Annotated in this window: 21 protein-coding genes; 16 read left to right on the top strand and 5 right to left on the bottom strand. The window is 56.7% G+C overall.

All coding sequences use genetic code 11. From position 1 onward, the window contains the following. From GOX73_RS08255 to GOX73_RS08295, 9 genes are all read left to right on the top strand, one after another. Window positions 1-555 (top strand): NnrU family protein, encoded by a 555-nt coding sequence (locus GOX73_RS08255; RefSeq protein ID WP_171122571.1) that lies wholly within the window; start codon window positions 1-3, stop codon window positions 553-555. A 10-nt stretch (window positions 556-565) separates the two neighbouring features. After that, window positions 566-772, top strand: a complete 207-nt coding sequence (locus GOX73_RS08260) for a DUF1737 domain-containing protein (RefSeq protein ID WP_171124436.1) — start codon at window positions 566-568, stop codon at window positions 770-772. Then, a complete protein-coding gene (locus GOX73_RS08265) occupies window positions 772-1,800 on the top strand; it encodes a MaoC family dehydratase (protein ID WP_171124438.1) in 1,029 nt (342 codons plus the stop codon). The genes GOX73_RS08260 and GOX73_RS08265 overlap by 1 nt, the downstream gene beginning before the upstream one ends. Before the next feature lie 57 nt (window positions 1,801-1,857). Beyond that, a complete protein-coding gene (locus GOX73_RS08270; protein WP_171124440.1) occupies window positions 1,858-2,520 on the top strand; it encodes a DUF1194 domain-containing protein in 663 nt (220 codons plus the stop codon). A 203-nt stretch (window positions 2,521-2,723) separates the two neighbouring features. Beyond that, window positions 2,724-3,107: a succinate dehydrogenase, cytochrome b556 subunit gene (gene sdhC / locus GOX73_RS08275; protein WP_171122562.1), complete on the top strand. Its 384-nt coding sequence runs from the start codon at window positions 2,724-2,726 to the stop codon at window positions 3,105-3,107. 10 nt (window positions 3,108-3,117) lie between these two features. Next, entirely contained in the window at window positions 3,118-3,489 is a 372-nt protein-coding gene (gene sdhD / locus GOX73_RS08280) for a succinate dehydrogenase, hydrophobic membrane anchor protein (RefSeq protein WP_171122560.1), read from the top strand. 22 nt (window positions 3,490-3,511) lie between these two features. Beyond that, window positions 3,512-5,320 (top strand): succinate dehydrogenase flavoprotein subunit, encoded by a 1,809-nt coding sequence (gene sdhA, locus GOX73_RS08285; protein WP_171124443.1) that lies wholly within the window; start codon window positions 3,512-3,514, stop codon window positions 5,318-5,320. A 12-nt stretch (window positions 5,321-5,332) separates the two neighbouring features. Further along, window positions 5,333-6,112 (top strand): succinate dehydrogenase iron-sulfur subunit, encoded by a 780-nt coding sequence (locus GOX73_RS08290; protein ID WP_170414955.1) that lies wholly within the window; start codon window positions 5,333-5,335, stop codon window positions 6,110-6,112. Window positions 6,113-6,249: 137 nt separating this feature from the next. Beyond that, window positions 6,250-6,390 carry a hypothetical protein gene (locus GOX73_RS08295; protein ID WP_171124445.1) on the top strand — a complete coding sequence of 47 codons (141 nt, stop codon included), beginning with the start codon at window positions 6,250-6,252 and terminating at the stop codon, window positions 6,388-6,390. A 249-nt stretch (window positions 6,391-6,639) separates the two neighbouring features. Here GOX73_RS08295 and deoD read toward each other — a convergent pair whose 3' ends face one another. The 3 genes from deoD to GOX73_RS08310 form a co-directional block, all read right to left on the bottom strand. Next, the gene (gene deoD, locus GOX73_RS08300) at window positions 6,640-7,353 is read right to left on the bottom strand and encodes a purine-nucleoside phosphorylase (RefSeq protein WP_171122554.1); all 714 of its coding nucleotides are present in this window, start codon (window positions 7,351-7,353) and stop codon (window positions 6,640-6,642) included. Between the two features lie 16 nt (window positions 7,354-7,369). Beyond that, window positions 7,370-7,687, bottom strand: coding sequence for an H-NS family nucleoid-associated regulatory protein (locus tag GOX73_RS08305; protein WP_171122552.1), 318 nt, complete (start codon window positions 7,685-7,687; stop codon window positions 7,370-7,372). A 128-nt stretch (window positions 7,688-7,815) separates the two neighbouring features. Further along, window positions 7,816-9,783 (bottom strand): protein meaA, encoded by a 1,968-nt coding sequence (locus tag GOX73_RS08310; RefSeq protein ID WP_171122550.1) that lies wholly within the window; start codon window positions 9,781-9,783, stop codon window positions 7,816-7,818. 143 nt (window positions 9,784-9,926) lie between these two features. On the opposite strand from GOX73_RS08310, the gene GOX73_RS08315 reads away from it, so the two are divergent. The 7 genes from GOX73_RS08315 to GOX73_RS08345 all read left to right on the top strand — a co-directional run bounded on the left by GOX73_RS08315 (window position 9,927) and on the right by GOX73_RS08345 (window position 16,838). Further along, the gene (locus tag GOX73_RS08315; RefSeq protein ID WP_171124447.1) at window positions 9,927-11,291 is read left to right on the top strand and encodes a 1-acyl-sn-glycerol-3-phosphate acyltransferase; all 1,365 of its coding nucleotides are present in this window, start codon (window positions 9,927-9,929) and stop codon (window positions 11,289-11,291) included. A gap of 136 nt (window positions 11,292-11,427) precedes the next feature. Beyond that, window positions 11,428-12,714 (top strand): crotonyl-CoA carboxylase/reductase, encoded by a 1,287-nt coding sequence (gene ccrA / locus GOX73_RS08320; RefSeq protein ID WP_171122546.1) that lies wholly within the window; start codon window positions 11,428-11,430, stop codon window positions 12,712-12,714. Between the two features lie 206 nt (window positions 12,715-12,920). Further along, the gene (locus tag GOX73_RS08325) at window positions 12,921-13,139 is read left to right on the top strand and encodes a hypothetical protein (RefSeq protein WP_171122368.1); all 219 of its coding nucleotides are present in this window, start codon (window positions 12,921-12,923) and stop codon (window positions 13,137-13,139) included. After that, window positions 13,078-13,797 carry an autoinducer binding domain-containing protein gene (locus GOX73_RS08330; protein ID WP_171124450.1) on the top strand — a complete coding sequence of 240 codons (720 nt, stop codon included), beginning with the start codon at window positions 13,078-13,080 and terminating at the stop codon, window positions 13,795-13,797. Before GOX73_RS08325 ends, GOX73_RS08330 begins: the two co-directional genes overlap by 62 nt. 83 nt (window positions 13,798-13,880) lie before the next feature. Then, window positions 13,881-14,519 carry an acyl-homoserine-lactone synthase gene (locus GOX73_RS08335; protein WP_171124452.1) on the top strand — a complete coding sequence of 213 codons (639 nt, stop codon included), beginning with the start codon at window positions 13,881-13,883 and terminating at the stop codon, window positions 14,517-14,519. A gap of 61 nt (window positions 14,520-14,580) precedes the next feature. Further along, entirely contained in the window at window positions 14,581-16,113 is a 1,533-nt protein-coding gene (locus GOX73_RS08340) for an ATP-dependent RecD-like DNA helicase (protein WP_171124454.1), read from the top strand. Beyond that, on the top strand, window positions 16,110-16,838 hold the full coding sequence (locus GOX73_RS08345) for an SDR family oxidoreductase (RefSeq protein ID WP_171134849.1): 729 nt from the start codon (window positions 16,110-16,112) through the stop codon (window positions 16,836-16,838). The genes GOX73_RS08340 and GOX73_RS08345 overlap by 4 nt, the downstream gene beginning before the upstream one ends. Window positions 16,839-16,841: 3 nt before the next feature. Here GOX73_RS08345 and GOX73_RS08350 read toward each other — a convergent pair whose 3' ends face one another. Beyond that, window positions 16,842-17,609 (bottom strand): TIGR02186 family protein, encoded by a 768-nt coding sequence (locus GOX73_RS08350; RefSeq protein WP_171122536.1) that lies wholly within the window; start codon window positions 17,607-17,609, stop codon window positions 16,842-16,844. A gap of 2 nt (window positions 17,610-17,611) precedes the next feature. Next, entirely contained in the window at window positions 17,612-18,532 is a 921-nt protein-coding gene (locus GOX73_RS08355) for a sulfite exporter TauE/SafE family protein (RefSeq protein WP_171124458.1), read from the bottom strand. Window positions 18,533-18,566: the final 34 nt, after the last annotated feature.

The raw sequence follows: 18,566 nt of genomic DNA on the forward strand, positions 1-18,566 counted from the left end.
ATGGGCTTTGTTCTTCTGATCCTTGGTGTGGCGCTTTGGTGGGCCGCGCATCTGTTCAAACGTGTGATGCCAGCGCAACGCGCGGCGATGGGCAATGGCGGCAAAGGCGCGGTGGCGCTAGCGCTGGTGGCGGCGATCTTGCTGATGATCTTCGGTTATCGCATGACCGATTTCATCTATGTCTGGGCACCGCCGACTTTCATGGTTCACATCAACAATCTGTTGGTGTTGATCGCCATCTTCATGATGAGCCCCGCTGGGAAAAAAGGCCGTCTGCTGAACAAGATGCGCCACCCGCAACTGGCAGGCTTCCGCGCTTGGGCATTTGCGCATTTGCTGGTCAATGGCGATCTAGCCTCGATCATCCTGTTTGGCGGGCTGTTCCTGTGGGCGTTGGTCGAGGTGGTTATGATCAACCGGGCCGAACCCGACTGGACCCCTGGTGAGCCCGGCACCTATGGCAAGGATGCGATGTTCTTTGTGGCCTCAATCGTGCTGCTGGGCGTGATCGGCTATATTCACGGGTTGGTTGGCCCGTCGCCGTTCGGATCATAAGGGGCTGAGGATGGCAAAACTTTATCGTCTGCTGACGGAAGAGGACACCTCGGCCTTTTGCCACAAAGTGTCCGACGCGCTGGCCAAAGGCTGGGAACTGTATGGCGACCCGTCCTATGCCTTTGACACCGCCAATAACGTGATGCGCTGTGCGCAGGCTGTGACCAAAGAGGTCGCGGCAGATTATTCTTCTGACATGAAACTGGGACAGCAATAATGGCAAAAACCAATCCGGGCCGCTTTTTCGAGGATTATTCCGTCGGGCAGGTGCTGCAGCACGCGGTACCGCGCACCGTGATCGATGGCGAACGTGCGTTGTATCACGCGCTGTATCCGGCGCGCCATGCGCTGTATTCCTCGGATGAGTTCGCCCGGGCCTCGGGCCTGCCGCAAAGCCCGTTGGACGACATGGCGGCGTTTCACGTGGTGTTTGGCAAGACCGTGCCGGATGTCTCGCTGAACGCGGTGGCCAATCTGGGTTATGCCGAGGGGCGCTGGCTGAAGCCGGTCTATCCCGGGGACACGCTGCGGTCGGAATCCGAGGTAATCGGGGTTAAGCAGAACTCGAATGGCAAGACCGGGGTGGTTTACGTGCGCACCCGTGGTCTGAACCAGCGCGACGAGGCGGTCATGGAATATGTCCGCTGGGTGATGGTGCGCAAATCGGACCTGTCCTCCCCAGCGCCCGAAGCGGTTGTGCCGCAACTGAAAAAGGCGCTGGAGCCGGGCGATCTGGTCATCCCGCAGGGATTGGATTTCTCGAACTACGATTTCGCCCTAGCGGGTGAGGCGCATCGCTGGGGCGATTATGAGATCGGCGAAAAGATTGACCACGTGGATGGTGTGACCGTGGAAGAGGCCGAGCATATGCTGGCCACGCGTCTGTGGCAGAACACTGCCAAGGTGCATTTTGACCTGACCTTTCGACCCGAAGGGCGGTTGATCTATGGCGGACACGTGATCTCGATGGCGCGGACGCTGTCGTTCAACGGTTTAGCCAATGCACAGATGGTGGTTGGCCTGAACGGCGGTGCACACGCCAACCCGTGCTTCGCTGGCGATACGATCAAGGCGTGGTCCGAGGTTCTGGACAAGGCCGAGACAGATGTTCCCGGAGTTGGGGCGATCCGTTTGCGATTGGTGGCGACCAAAGGTGGGGAGCCTTTTGAGCTTAAGAACGAAGATGGCCGGTACATGCCGAACATCCTGCTTGATCTAGACTATTGGGCCCTGATGCCCATCTGATCAGCCTGCCCACATTCATGTGATCGCAGCCTTTCCCAAACGTGCTAGGCTGCGGTCATGCTCGTGTTTCGCTCGATTGCTGTTTTTGTCTGCCTGACCCCACCTGCTTTGGCTTGTGATCTGGCCTTAGCTTTGGCTGTGGACGTTTCGGGGTCTGTTGATTCCACCGAGTACCGTATCCAGATGGACGGCCTTGCGGCCGGGTTGCGTGATCCCATTGTGTCCGAGGCATTGGTGCGCGGTGACGCGCGCCTATTGCTGGTGCAGTGGACTGGCGCATCGCGTCAGAAAGTGACGATACCATGGACGCGAATTGACAGTTTCGAAACGCTGGACGCCTTTGCTGGACAAGTGGCATCGGACCCGCGTGTGTGGCGCAACTTCTCAACGGCGATAGGCGAAGCACTGGAAATGACCCTAACCAGTTTCAATACGGTTTCTGAATGCAAAAGGCACTTGATTGACATCTCGGGCGACGGAATTTCAAATGAAGGGGTTGAACCGACGGAAATTCATGGCGTTTTGCGCAGCCGGGGCGTGACTGTGAACGCGATTGCCATCGAGGAAACCGAACCGGACCTGACCGCATATTTCTTTGAGAATGTTATTGTTGGCGAAGGCGCATTCGTCGTTTCTGCCGCCGGTTTCGAAGATTACCCCGAACGAATTCGTAAGAAACTGCTGCGCGAAGTGACACAGCAAACCGCCGGGCTGGAATAGCTTTGGGTCAGATTCGGAGGTGAAGGCGCTAACATCTGAAAGCTGTGATTTCATTTGTGATCACGTCATTATTTTGTGTGATCACAATTTCAAAATATCCACCATTTTGCGCCAAATATGAGCTTTTTTGCAGTTGCAGCGCGTGACAGACTTGCAAAAAACAGTAAAACCTTCGGAAGCAACCGAAAAGGAGCCAATCCGACATGGCCGATGTAAATCGGGGCAATCGCCCTCTTTCACCACATCTTACGATTTATCGCCCGCAGTTGACCTCAGCGACCTCTATTCTGGTGCGGATCACCGGAATCGCAGCCTTGGCGATGTCATTCTTCGTTGTGTGGTGGCTGCTGGCAGCCGCAACGTCAGAGTCCGCGTTCAACTTTATTGATAGCTTGATGAGAAGCTGGTTGGGCGATCTGGTCATGTTTGGCGCGACCTGGGCGATTTTTTATCACATGCTCGGGCGGTTGCGCCACGTGATCTGGGATCTGGGGTATTGCGTGGACGTCAACATCTCGGAAAAGCTGGGGATCGGCATGTTGGTGCTGGCCACCGTTCTTTCGTTCATAACAGCGATTGCGGTCTAAGGGGGACACCATGAGTTATCTGACAGACCGTAAACGTGCGCAGGGCACAGGTGCAGGCCGGCAGGGGACACATCATCACTGGCAAATGATGGCCAGTTCGACGGCACTGGTTTTCCTTGTTCCACTATTTGTGTTCACTTTCGCGAACGGGCTGGGCGGAACCTACGAAGAGGTTCTTGCCTATTACAGCCGTCCGTTCCCGGCGATCATAACTGGGCTGACGCTGGTCGTCGTTATTATTCACCTGGTCCGCGAGGCACAGGTGGCGATTGAGGACTATGTGCACGGCGTCGCAGAAAAGCTGAGCCTGATGGCAGTTGCAGCTTTTGGATACACTTTGATTGCTGCGGGGCTTTTTGCCCTTGTGAAGCTGGCGCTTTAAGGCGCGGTAGGGATAAAAACAAATGACAGCTGCATACGAATACGAAACACACGACTATGACGTGGTTGTTGTCGGCGCCGGCGGCGCCGGTTTGCGCGCCACTCTGGGCATGGCCGAGCAAGGCCTGCGCACGGCTTGTGTCACCAAGGTTTTCCCGACCCGCTCGCACACGGTTGCGGCGCAGGGCGGTATTGCTGCATCCCTGTCAAACATGGGACCAGACCATTGGCAGTGGCACATGTATGACACCGTCAAGGGCTCGGACTGGTTGGGTGACACCGACGCGATGGAGTATTTGGCGCGTGAGGCACCAAAGGCGGTGTACGAACTGGAACATTACGGCGTTCCATTCAGCCGCACCGAAGAGGGCAAGATTTATCAGCGCCCGTTCGGTGGTCATACTACGGAATTCGGCGAAGGCCCCGCCGTGCAGCGGACCTGTGCCGCCGCCGACCGGACCGGTCACGCGATCCTGCACACGCTCTATGGTCAATCGCTGAAGAACAATGCCGAGTTCTATATTGAATATTTCGCCATCGACCTTGTGATGTCCGATGACGGGCAATGTCAGGGCGTCGTCTGCTGGAAGCTGGACGATGGCACGATGCATGTCTTCAACGCCAAGATGGTGGTGCTGGCGACCGGCGGCTATGGCCGCGCCTATTTCAGCGCAACATCGGCCCATACCTGCACCGGTGACGGTGGTGGCATGGTGGCACGTGCGGGCCTGGCCCTGCAGGATATGGAATTCGTGCAGTTCCACCCGACTGGCATCTACGGCTCAGGCTGTTTGATCACCGAAGGCGCACGGGGTGAGGGCGGATACCTGACCAACTCGGAAGGCGAACGGTTCATGGAGCGTTATGCGCCCCAGTATAAAGACCTTGCGCCGCGCGATTATGTCAGCCGTTCGATGACGATGGAGATCCGCGAGGGGCGTGGCCATGGCGACAATGGCGACCACATTCACCTGAACCTCAGCCACCTGCCAGCCGAAGCGCTGGCCGAACGCCTGCCGGGTATCTCGGAGTCGGCCCGCGTTTTTGCGGGTGTCGATGTCACCAAAGAGCCGATCCCGGTTCTGCCGACTGTCCACTACAACATGGGCGGTATCCCCACAAACTATTGGGGCGAGGTTCTGAACCCGACTGCCGAAGATCCGACCGCAGTTGTGCCGGGTCTGATGGCCGTGGGTGAGGCCGGATGTGCCTCGGTCCACGGTGCGAACCGTCTGGGGTCTAACTCTCTGATCGACCTCGTGGTGTTTGGTCGCGCGGCTGCGATCCGGGCGGGTAAGGTTGTCGATGCCGACGCGCCGAACCCGGTGCTGAACCAAGCTTCGGTCGATAAGGCATTTGACCGGTTTGATGCTGTTCGCAACGCTAGCGGGTCTATCCCAACGGCTGACCTGCGGCTTGAGATGCAGAAAACCATGCAGGCCGACGCAGCCGTGTTCCGGACCGCCAAGACAATGGCCGAAGGCGTCGAGAAGATGACGGCGATTGCCGCCAAGATGGATGACCTTAAAGTTACCGACCGCTCGTTGGTTTGGAACAGCGATCTGATGGAAACGCTGGAACTCACCAACCTGATGCCAAGCGCGCTTGCCACTATTGTTGGGGCCGAGGCGCGCAAGGAATCCCGCGGTGCCCACGCGCATGAGGACTTCACCGAGCGTGACGACGAAAACTGGCGCGTTCACACGGTCAGCCGGGTTGAAGGAAATAAGGTCGAACTCAGCTATCGCCCCGTTATCGTCGATCCTCTGACCACCGAGGATGAAGGCGGCATCAGCCTGAAGAAAATCGCGCCCAAGGCGCGGACGTTCTAAGGAGAGGAACTTATGGTACAACTGACCCTCCCCAAGAATTCCCGGATCACCACCGGTAAGACATGGCCAAAGCCCGAAGGCGCAACCAATGTGCGCAAGTTCCAGATTTATCGCTGGAACCCGGATGACGGGCAGAACCCGCGTGTCGATACGTATTTCGTTGATATGGATAGCTGCGGCCCGATGGTTCTGGACGCGCTGATCAAGATCAAGAACGAGATTGATCCCACGCTGACCTTCCGCCGGTCCTGCCGCGAAGGGATTTGCGGGTCGTGCGCGATGAATATCGACGGGATCAACACGCTGGCCTGTATCTATGGCATGGATGAGATCAAGGGCGACGTGAAAATCTATCCGCTGCCGCATATGCCGGTTGTCAAGGACCTGATCCCCGATCTGACCCATTTCTATGCGCAACACGCGTCCATCATGCCGTGGCTGGAAACCAAGACCAACCGGCCCGCGAAAGAATGGAAGCAGTCCATCGAAGACCGCAAAAAGCTGGATGGTCTGTATGAGTGCGTGATGTGCGCAAGTTGCTCGACCTCATGCCCCAGCTACTGGTGGAACGGCGACCGTTACCTTGGCCCTGCAGCATTGCTGCATGCCTATCGCTGGATCATCGACAGCCGTGATGAGGCGACCGGTGAGCGTTTGGATGAGCTGGAAGATCCGTTCAAGCTGTACCGCTGCCACACGATCATGAACTGCGCCAAGACCTGCCCTAAAGGTCTGAACCCGGCCAAGGCGATTGCCGAGATCAAGAAGATGATGGTCGAACGCGCAGTTTAAGGTGCGCGCAAAATCAGTGCTTGCCGCATTGCGGCAAGCGCATGGCGAGGTTGCAAAACAATGCGATGCAGCCTTCCCTGCTTGGCACTATCTTGTGCGCAGGGAGGAGTGATTCAACTGTAAAAGGGATCGCTCCGATGCGGGATCAAAACCAAAAAAAAACCAAAGCAGACGAAGCGCTTGAGGCACTGGAACAGGCTTGGGCCTATTACACGCCGGAACCTGTTGCGTCTGACACCCATGAACCAGACTTGTTCGAATATGCGAACGCCGCTTGAACGCATTAAAGGAATGGGTAATGCATAAGCATGCCCATTCTATTGCTTTTGCTGGCCGCTGGCGTTTTTGCGTATTTCATCTGGCGGTCACGAACATCGTCTTTGACACGTGACTGCCGCTGGCGTCAGCACCGTAAGGAGGGTGTCTGGATTTGCGCCTATTGCGGGGCGCAACAGGTTGGGGCTGATAGCCCTAAAACCTGCCTAAGGAAGTAATCTCAAAAGGATACTCTGATCGTCCCGTCCTGTTTAGGCGGCATTTGGGAACGCCGCACGCAGAGCGATTTCAACCATGTCGCCAAAGCTGCTTTCCCGTTCGGATGCGGGCAGAGCCTCACCGGTTAGCAGGTGATCGGATACGGTCAGAACGGCCAGAGCCCGGCACTTGTGCCGTGCGGCCAGAATGTAAAGCTCGGCTGCTTCCATTTCGACGCCAAGAATTCCGTGACGGACCATCTGTTCGTTCAGGTCGGGCCGTTCATCATAGAACACGTCCGAGGAGTAGATTCCCCCGATGTGGGTCGGAGTGCCGCTGGCCTCGGCCGCTTGAGCTGCTGCTTGCAGCAGACCCCAATCCGCGCAAGGCGCAAAGTTGAGTTCCTTCATGATGCCACGCGACGGGGTGCTTAGTGTTGTCGAAGTCATTGCCAGAATGACATCGCGGACATTGACACTATCTTGCATTCCCCCACACGATCCGATCCGGATCAGCGTTTTTGCGCCAAAGTCGCGAATTAATTCGTTCGCGTAGATCGACAATGACGGCATTCCCATTCCGCTACCTTGAATGGAAACGGGGTTTCCTTTCCAGGTTCCGGTAAATCCCAGCATGCCGCGCACATTATTGACTTGTTTCGCGTCATCCAAAAATGTTTCCGCCGCCCATTTTGCCCGATAGGGATCACCCGGCAATAAAACAGTTTCTGCGATTTCGCCTTTTTCAGCGCCAATATGAATCGTCATTTGTTTTTTATTCCAATCAGATTTCCAGATCCGAGATACTTGCACCAGACTTAAGCGCGTCGTGTATCCATTGCGGCTTGCGTCCCCGACCAGACCAGGTTTGTGAGGGGTCTGCGGGGTTGCGGTACTTGGCCTTGGCCTTAAACCCTTTTCCCGACCCAGCGCCGTCTGCAGCCAATTCAGACAAAGAGAACCCGTATTGAGCAGCGGCCTGTTCAGCGGCTTTCAATGCTTCTTGCCGTTCCCGTATTTCCGCCTTTTTAAGCGCCTTTTCGATTTTATCACGCAGTTTAATTAGCTCCTTGCGCGACATAACCTCGAGATCAATTGTCATTATTATTCTCCATGCCATGCCCGAATGGGCAGCCTCCCTTAAGGCTCACTTTAAGTGCAGGCATGGGTTTTACCTATCCCCTTTACCAAAGGGAATAGGCATACCGATAAAAGAAACGAGAGGGTCGGCTATTCTGCTGCCAAATTCTGCGGATCAGCCAGAGTGATAATGTCGCCCATTATCGTATTCAGCTCGAAATTCTTTGGCGTGTAGATTTTCGCGACGCCCATAGTTTTCAGTTTTGCTGCATCTTCATCAGGAATGATCCCGCCGACGACAACAGGGATATCCGTCAGACCAGCCTCTTGCAGTCGGGTCATGACGTCCTGAACTAACGGGATGTGGCTGCCAGACAAGATCGACAATCCAATGACGTGTGCCTTGTCTTCTGATGCAGCAGCCACGATTTCCTCGGGTGTCAGGCGAATACCTTCATAGCTGATATCCATGCCGCAATCGCGTGCCCGGAAGGCGATTTGTTCGGCCCCGTTGGAATGGCCGTCCAGCCCGGGTTTACCAACTAGGAACTTCAGGCGGCGTCCCAATTGATCACTAACCGCGTCAACGGCGGCACGCAGGTCGTCCAGCCCCTCGGTCTTGTTGGACACAGACCCTGAAACCCCTGTCGGGCCGCGATAGGTGCCGTAGACCTTGCGCATTTCTTCCGCCCACTCACCTGTGGTTACACCTGCTTTTGCTGCGGCAATCGACGGCTCCATGACGTTGGCGCCCGTCTGTGCCGCGTTGCGGAGTGCAGCCAGTGCCGCGGTTACTGCCGCCTCGTCACGTTGAGTGCGCCATTCGTTCAGGCGGTCGATCTGCTCCTGTTCGACCGCCGGATCGACAACCATGATGCCGCCATCCTCGGTCTGAAGGGGCGAAGCTTCGCCGTCAGTCCATTTGTTCACACCGACCACAACGGTTTCGTTCCGCTCAATCCGGTTCAGGCGTTCGGCGTTCGAATCGACGAGGCGGGACTTCATGTATTCGATCGACGCGACCGCGCCGCCCATCGAATCCAGGTTGGCCAGTTCGGCGCGCGCCCCTTCTTTCAACTCTTCGACCTTGGCATCCACGGCGGGATTGCCTTCGAACAGGTCGTCATATTCCAGCAGGTCGGTTTCATAGGCCAGAATCTGCTGCATCCGCATGGACCATTGCTGATCCCAAGGGCGGGGCAGGCCCAATGCCTCGTTCCACGCAGGCAATTGCACGGCACGGGCACGGGCTTTCTTGGACAGGGTCACAGCCAGCATCTCGATCAGAATACGATAGACGTTGTTTTCAGGCTGCTGCTCCGTCAGACCCAAAGAGTTCACCTGCACGCCATACCGGAAGCGGCGGAACTTTGGATTTTCGACGCCGTAGCGGTCCTGCAGAATCTCATCCCACAGGTCGACAAAGGCGCGCATCTTACACATCTCGGTCACAAACCGGATGCCTGCGTTCACGAAGAACGAAATCCGACCACAGAGCGCCGGGAAATCCTCGGCCGGTACGCGCGGGCGCAATTCGTCCAGAACGGCGATTGCGGTTGCCAACGCATAGGCCAGCTCTTGTTCAGGTGTCGCGCCCGCTTCTTGCAGGTGATAGGAACACACATTCATCGGGTTCCATTTTGGCACATTGGAATAGCAATACTCGGCCACATCCGCGATCATCTTGAGCGAGGGCTTGGGCGGGCATACATAAGTGCCGCGGCTCAGGTATTCCTTGATCAGGTCGTTCTGAACGGTCCCTTGCAGTTTCGAGACATCCGCGCCCTGTTCTTCGGCGACTGCAATATACAGCGCCAGCAACCAAGGAGCGGTCGCGTTGATGGTCATCGAGGTGTTCATCTGTTCCAGCGGAATCTGGTCGAACAGAACCCGCATGTCGCCCAGATGACTGATCGGCACACCCACCTTGCCAACCTCGCCGCGTGCCAGGGTATGGTCGCTGTCGTAACCGGTTTGCGTCGGCAGATCGAAGGCCACAGAAAGCCCGGTTTGACCCTTGGCAAGGTTCCCACGATACAGTGCGTTTGATGCCTTGGCGGTGGAATGACCGGCATAGGTTCGGATGAGCCAGGGGCGATCTTTCTGCGTCTGCGTCATAACGTGCCTCGTATCTCAGGTGGGTAAGAAAATTACGTCCATGGGTTCTAAAGCGCAATTTTCGGGATATGTCAATTCGCTGCGACGCGGCATTCTGGCTTGTTCTGATTGTAGGACGCAACGTTTGCTGGCAGGGTGCGCGCATGACTCAGACCGTTGAGCTTCCGCTTTGGCTTTTTTTGCTGATCCTGGTGTTTGCCGCGGTCACGTTGGCATCGCATTTCCTGTTCCCATCCGTGAGGTGGTTCTTTCGACGTCGACTGGAGCGCGCGGTCAAACGCCTGAACGAACGGCTTCAACGACCGATCCAACCGTTCAAGCTGGCTGAACGTCATGACATGATTCAGCGCCTGATCTACGATCCTCAGGTGGGGCAGGCGGTGCAGGATCATTCACGCGAAACAGGTGTCCCCGAGGCGGTCGCGTTCGAGCAGGCGCGAAAATATGCGCGTGAGATCGTGCCATCCTTTTCCGCAGTTGCCTATTTCAGCTTTGCAATCAGATTGGCGCGGATGCTGAGCAACGCATTCTATGATGTGCGCCTTAGCTATCAGGACGAAGAGGCCATCAAGAACATTGATCCAGACGCGACCGTTGTGTTCGTGATGAATCACCGAAGCAATATGGACTATGTTCTGGTGACCTACCTGGCGGCTCAGCACTCTGCACTGTCATATGCCGTCGGTGAGTGGGCGCGGGTCTGGCCTCTTAGCCGGTTGATTCGGGCGATGGGGGCTTACTTTATTCGGCGCAGATCGGGCAGTGAACTCTATCGTCAGGTGCTGGCCTGCTACGTGCGACATGCAACCGAAGCCGGGGTGACACAGGCCATGTTCCCAGAGGGGGGGCTAAGCCTGACCGGAGCATTGGGGCGGCCGAAGCTGGGGCTTTTGAAATATATTCTGGATGGCACCAGTCCAGAAGGGAAAGACGTCGTCTTTGTTCCAGTGGCCCTGAATTATGACCGGGTGTTGGAGGATACGATCCTGACCAAAGCGGCCCTCGGAAGCGATCGGCGCTTTCGCGCCCGGATCGGGGTGATCACCGGTTGGATCATGAAACAGATTGGGCGAAAGCTGATCGGGCGATACACGCGATTTGGCTTGGCCTCGGTCCGGTATGGTCAGCCGATTTCTTTGCAGGACTTCCGATCAGATCACGACCGGGATGTCATGACAGATCTTGCCCGCGCCTTGATGGGCCAAATCCGCGACGCGATTCCTTTGGTTCCCTTGCCTGCCATCTGCAAACTGATTCAAGAACGCGGGGAATTGCTGGAAGATGACGTGCGTATCTTCGTGTCTGAACTCATGCGACGTGACGGAACTTTGGTAGGCCCCGAGGACACAGCAATCACACAGGCTTTGGATCAACTCGTGCAGCGGCGGATTCTGAAACAGGTGGACGGGAAAATATCTCAATCCGGCCAAAGGGTTGACCTGTTGAGCTATTACGCGGCGTCCGCGCCCATAGATGTCGAAGGCATGAATGCTGCGGCAGCAAAGTAAATTTCTGCGTCTGCTGGGTCATAAAATTACAAAATAGGTGCAAATTCTATTGCAATGTTGCTCAATGCCCAATATCTCATCTGTTAATGCTGCGATTCTGCATCGCGGCGAAGGGTTGAAATAATAGGAGGCCAACATGGCTCTGGACACCGAAAGCGGTATCGCGTCCTACGACGCGCCGGAAAAAGACCTCTATGAGATGGGCGAAATCCCCCCGATGGGATTTGTTCCAAAGAAAATGTATGCATGGGCGATCCGCAAAGAACGCCATGGTGAGCCGGACACGGCAATGCAGCTTGAAGTGGTCGATGTTCCCAAGCTGGACAGCCACGAGGTGCTGGTTCTGGTTATGGCCGCCGGTGTGAACTATAACGGCGTCTGGGCGTCGCTGGGTAAGCCGATCAGCCCGTTTGACGGCCACGGTCAGCCTTTCCATATCGCAGGTTCCGATGCATCGGGCATCGTGTGGGCCGTCGGTGACAAGGTTAAGCGCTGGAAAGTGGGCGACGAGGTCGTGATCCACTGCAACCAGGATGATGGTGACGACGAAGCGTGTAACGGTGGTGATCCGATGTATTCGGACAGCCAGCGGATTTGGGGCTATGAGACGCCCGACGGATCGTTTGCTCAGTTCACCAACGTGCAGGCACAGCAGTTGATGCCGCGTCCCAAGCACCTGACCTGGGAAGAAAGCGCCTGTTACACGCTGACGCTGGCAACTGCTTACCGGATGCTGTTCGGGCATGAGCCGCATGACCTGAAGCCCGGCCAGAACGTACTGGTCTGGGGTGCCTCGGGTGGTCTGGGGTCCTATGCTATCCAGTTGATCAACACCGCTGGTGCAAACGCGATCGGTGTGATCTCGGACGAAAGCAAGCGTGACTTTGTGATGGGCCTTGGTGCCAAGGGCGTTCTGAACCGCAAAGACTTCAACTGTTGGGGTCAACTGCCCACGGTGAACACACCGGAATATGCCGAGTGGTTCAAAGAAGCCCGCAAATTCGGCAAGGCGATCTGGGACATCACCGGCAAGGGTGTGAACGTCGACATGGTCTTCGAACACCCCGGTGAAAGCACATTCCCGGTGTCGACCTTCGTGGTGAAAAAGGGCGGCATGGTTGTGATCTGCGCGGGGACCACCGGCTATAACCTAACCTTCGATGTGCGTTACATGTGGATGCACCAGAAGCGTCTGCAAGGTTCACACTTTGCTCACCTGAAGCAGGCGTCAGCCGCGAACCAGTTGATGGTCGAGCGTCGTCTGGATCCGTGCATGTCCGAAGTGTTCTCGTGGAATGAACTGCCCGAAGCGCACATGAAGATGATGCGGAACGAGCACAAGCCAGGCAACATGTCGGTTCTGGTACAGGCACCGCGGACAGGAATGCGTACACTGGAAGAGGTTCTGGACGCACGCAGCTAAACCGGCTGAATCCTAAACAGTTTCGCCCGCGAATCGTTGTTTCGGTTCGCGGGCGTTTTCTATTTCATCCATATCTTTTTGTTTCAATAAGTTACCAAAACGCTGCCCCCTATTTTGGGGGAGTAGAAACCGGTGAATAGGGCAAAAAACATCCCATATGCTATAGTTGTGTTAACCCTTCGTTAACCCTTTCGGAGCGACCCTAGATGGCGAGAAATGAGTGGATACTGGACGTTCTGTCGGACCTCAACGCCTTTGCGGTTGAAAACGGTCTGACCGCGCTTGCCGAACAGTTGGATGACACCAAACTGATCGCCGCAGCCGAGATTGCGTCCGCAAGCAACGAGGCACGGGCACCCGCGGATGGGAATACAACTCGATTTGAGTCAAGTTCTGGAGGACTTGGAAAACACCAGCACGCTTGACGAACTTGGCGATGTCGCCGTTCGGCTTCGCGACAGGCTGCAGATCGAACATATCATTTACCATTGGGTTGACGGGGCCGGTGATCAATACGGCTATACTACGTATCCTGATCGGTGGGCCGAAAGATACCGAGAGAAAAACTACCACCGAATTGACCCTGTGATTTTGGGGTGTTTCCAAAGATTCCATCCTGTTGACTGGAAGACATTGGATTGGTCGAGAAAGGTCGCAAAAAACTTCTATAAAGATGCACTGGAACATGGGGTAGGTAATCAGGGCTATTCAATCCCGATCCGTGGCCCGAACGGGCAATTCGCCCTGTTTACGGTAAATCACTCTTGTGACGATGACACCTGGAAAAGCTTCATGGAAACCCATGGGCGCGAATTGATCCTGATTGCTCATTTTTTCAATCGCAAGGCGCTGGAGTTTGAAAGTGACAGGCAGCCGGACGCGACCCGCGGGCAGTCTCCAAGAGAAGTGGATGCCATGACATTGCTGGCGCTGGGCTATAACCGGGCGCAGGTGGCCCATTCCCTGTCAATCTCAGAGCATGCGCTACGTGTTTACATCGAAAGCGCCCGTGCCAAGCTTGGGGCGCAGAACACCACCCACGCCATCGCCACCGCACTCAGCCGAGGATTAATAGTGGTTTAACGGTCGGGCGCTCCTCGAACGGGAAATTAACTACGACTTTGTACCCCCTTCGTTCCTGCACAGGACGACAAGGGGAAAAAGTCATGTTGCGCTATTTGTTCGCAGATGAATTGCACAAGTTTCCGAAGCTGGCCGACGGAATGTTCCGCGATCGCGCGGATCAGTTCAAAACCCGGCTGGGCTGGGATGTTTACGTCAATGAAAACGGAGAGGAGCGGGATCAATACGATGATCTGAACCCGCTCTATGTCATCTGGGAGGAGGAGGACGGCAGCCATGGCGGGTCCATGCGGGTTCTGCCGACAACGGGCCGCGTCATGGTGAATGAGGTTTTCGGACATCTGACAGGGGGTGAGCCGATCAACAGCCCCGTGATCTGGGAGGTGACTCGCTTTTGCCTGTCCCGCACGGCTAGCCCTCATACCGCTGGGGCAATCATGTTGAGTGGGGGTGAAATCATGGAAGGATTCGGCCTGACTCACATCGCGGGTGTTTTTGATGCGCGGATGATTCGGATCTATCGCCTTATCGGGTCATCGCCGAACGTTTTAGGCTCCGAAGGTAAAGGCCGTGACCAGATTTCCGTGGGGCTTTGGCCCTATTCGGCTGAAGACTGCTATCGGGTTGCAGAGCGCGCGGGTATCCCGCGGGAATTGTCTCGGCTGTGGTTCAAGACCGCGTTCGGGACCGGGCGGCAACACCGATTTTCCTTGTCAGCCTGAAGCACGCGAAAACGTAATTCCGTATCTGGTGATAGCTGGCGTGGCCCTGTAGGGTCGCGCCATGTCTTTGCCCCCCGTGACCTTCTCTGATGATCAGGCCGCCGCCTATGACAGCATTGCCGAGATGCTCAAATCCGCCGGAGTTGATCTGGATGACGACGCCCTGCTGAAGCTTCCGGGCAACGGGAAATCCGGTGTCATGGCGGTTATCGGTAAGGCGGGATCCGGGAAGACCCTTTTGCTGGCCGAGCTTTACAAGGCCCTTGCAGAAACGGGCGTTCAGGTTGTCTCGGGCGATTTCGAAAGCCGCAAGGCCCGCGAAAAGCGCAGCTTGGCCATCCTTGCGCCGACCAACAAGGCAGCAAGTGTGTTGCGCCTGCGCGGGGTGCCCGCGACAACGATCCATCGTATCCTTTATACGCCAGTATATGACCCGGAATACGAACGCATCGCCGAATGGCTGGCGGGCAACGATGAGCAGCCCGAGATCGAAGGGCTGACGGACGAAGCGCTGGACCGCGCGGCTGCGTTTTATCAGAACAACAAGTCCATCCCCGGCGCTTTGGCAGCCGCGGGGTTGCGCGGGTCCGATTTCATAACGGGTTGGAAACGTCGGGATGAACCTCTTGATATCGGGTTCGTGGACGAGGCCTCGATGCTGGATGATCGCCAATTCGAGGATTTGCAAGAGATTTTCCCAACGCTGTTGCTTTTTGGCGACCCCGCCCAGTTGGCCCCGGTCAATCAATCCGGCAGCATGGTGTTTGACGCATTGCCCGAACCACGTAAGCAGATTTTGCACCGGGTACACAGACAGACTGCGGATAACCCTATTCTGGACCTCGCTCATGCGCTGGCAGACCCGCAGATGGGTTTCGAAGATTTCGAACGGCTGGTCGAACAGACCGCCCAAAAGGATGAGCGTGTTGTCTGGGGACAAAGAGTCGAAGTTGATCTGATGGCTCGCAGCCCCGTTCTGGTCTGGCGCAATGCGACGCGTATCCGTCTGATTCAGGCGTTCCGGCACGTCCACGGCGCCCCCGACACCGAGTTGTTGGAGGGTGAGCCGTTGATTTGCGATGGGATTGAGCTGCCCTTGAAACATCGCAAAAAGCGTCTGGACCTTGAGGCGCGCGGGCTGATCAAGGGTGCTCAGGTCATCTATCTGGGGCCGGGACGTAAACCGGGGTTTTCCCGGTTGCACGTCATGGGGGCCGAAGACCCGCAGGTCAGCGCTGCGTCGATTGTGAAAATTGAGATGCCGGATGAGGAAGAGCCCTTTATCCCCTATGCCGCGCGAATGGGCGCAACCTTTCTGCATGGGGCCGCCGTGACGATCCACAAGGCGCAGGGGTCGCAGTGGGACACGGTTCAGGTCTTTGCCCCGGACATTTATGCAGCCGCCCGGATGGGCCGGACAGAGGCCGGGCAGCCGTTGTGGAAGCGGTTGGCCTATGTGGCCATCACCCGCGCACAAGAGAGGTTGATCTGGGTGGTGCGCAACCGCTTGGCCAAACCCACCCACCCGCTGCTGGTGGATGATCTGCGTGCGCATCCGGCGGCCTCGCTGACTTTGGAGGCAGAAGAAACATGAAGACGATCATAGTCACTGGGGCCAGCGCGGGCATTGGGCGCGCGACGGCCGAGCTTTTTCTGGATGAGGGATGGACCGTTGGGTTTTTGGCGCGCAGCGCGGACACTTTGGCGGCGATGTCCAGTGGCCGATCTAACGCTGTTCCCTTGCCGGCGGATGTGACAGAACCCGAGGCGGTCTCGGGCGCGTTCAACCGCTTTCTGGACAAGGCCGGACGATTGGAAGTGCTGTTCAACAATGCGGGTATTTTTGCGCCCGGCGGCACGATTGACGAAATCGCGTTGGAGGATTGGTACCAAAGCGTCAACGTCAACCTGAATGGGATGTTCCTATCTGCGCGCGAGGCGTTTCGGATCATGCGGCACCAATCCCCGCAGGGTGGGCGGATCATCAATAACGGTTCGATTGCAGCGCATGTGCCGCGCCCGAACTCGGTCCACTATTCAGCGACGAAACATGCAATCACCGGTTTGACCCGTAGTCTGTCCTTGGATGGGCGCGACTTCGGGATTGCCTGCGGCCAGATTGATATCGGCAACGCGCGGACGCAGATGGTTCAGGGATTGGTCGACAATGCGATTGCGGCGGGTGAGCAGCCCGATCCAACCATGGCGGTTGAGGATGCGGCCCAGTCCGTGCTTCACATGGCGTCCTTGCCGGCTGAGGCCAATGTCCAGTTCATGACCGTGATGGCGACAACCATGCCCTATATCGGTCGCGGGTAGCCTTTAGTTCTCGCGCAGTAAACGGAAAGCGGTGGACGCGCCCCAGCCCGCAGCAATGGCTATTACCAGAGACATCAGCCCGTACCAAACCGGTTGCTGACGGGACATGTTGTAAAGGAACCGCTCCAGACCGACTTTGCGAACGTCGATCGTGGTTTCGAACTGTGAAATCACGCTGCCGTCCCGGGTAAGGAAAATGCGCGCGGTATAGTCGCCTTCGGTCAAGTCGGCGGGCATGGCGATCGAGGTTCGAAACAGGGTTTGTTCGTCCACGGCCACGGTGTCTTCACGGATCGAGTAAAGCCCTTCATCTTCGCGAATGCGGACGACGGCATCGGCAAAGTCCTGTGCGCTTCGGATATGCATCGCTGCACCAACGGAACGGATGGCGCGTTCAATTGAAATTCTGTACCGCAGATCCTCGGTATCCGACAGAATGTCATCCAGCGGTGAACTGGTCGCAACGGCATAAAAGCTGGGCGCAAGGTCCACCAGGACGCTGTCGGTATTTACCCAAATCCCCAGCTTGCGTTCCTTGCGTCTAACCATGACAGGGCTCGAGGGGCCAGCAACGGCCACAATGACCTCCAGCGGTGGGCCCGAGGGGATGGGAGTTTCACGCTTGACCGCGCCAAAGATCAGGATTTCAGAACCATCGAATGTGGCAGTGATGGCCACGCGGTCATGACTAAGGCCAAGCACGACCTGCTCATCCTCGGCAAGGGCAGGGGTGACGCATAACGCAAAAAGCAGGATCAGGCGTTTCAGCATGATCAATGCCCCCCTTCCGTGCCAAGCGAGTAAAGCTCGGAGGGTTCGATCAGCAAGTCCAGGGCCAGTTTGCCGCAAACAACCAAAACCAACGCCGCCAGAAGCACGCGCAACTGTTCCGCAGGCATCCGTGATCCGATCACTGTTCCGATCTGCGCGCCGACAACCCCGCCGACCAAAAGCAGGACAGCCAGTACGATATCCACCGTATAGTTGGTGGTCGCATGTAGCATTGTGGTAAAGCCGGTCACAAAGATGATCTGGAATAGCGAAGTTCCGACAACGACCTTTGTGGGCATCCCCAGCAGATAGATCATTGCAGGAACCATGATAAATCCGCCGCCAACTCCCATGATCGCGGACAGAACGCCGACGCAAAGGCCGACCAGCATAGGCGGGATGACCGAGATATACAGGCCCGAGGTGCGGAAACGCATCTTGAACGGCATCGCGTGAACCCAGCCGCGCTGCCGCCGGGGGGCAGGGGCACCGCCGCCCTTCTTTGATTTGCGCAATGCGTTCAGGCTCTCGACGAACATCAGGCTGCCCACGACCCCAAGAAAGACGACATAGCACAGCGTCACCAACAGATCGACCTGGCCCAGACTTTTGAGATAGTTAAAGACGACTACCCCAAGCGCCGCACCGATCAACCCCCCTGTCAGAAGGACCGTGCCCATTTTGAAGTCGACAGTTCGTCGTCGGAAATGCGCCAGAACGCCGGAAAACGAAGAGGCGACGATCTGGTTGGCTTCGGTCGCCACGGCCACGGCCGGGGGAATTCCGATAAAGAACAACAGCGGCGTCATCAGAAAGCCGCCGCCGACACCAAACATGCCCGACAAGATGCCAACCATCCCGCCCAGCCCCAGCAACAGAAAGGCGTTCACAGAGACTTCGGCGATTGGTAGATAAATCTGCATGACTATTTAACGGTTGAGGCTGGATGCATCGCAC

The organism is Ruegeria sp. HKCCD7221 (assembly GCF_013031225.1).
Lineage (GTDB): Bacteria > Pseudomonadota > Alphaproteobacteria > Rhodobacterales > Rhodobacteraceae > Ruegeria.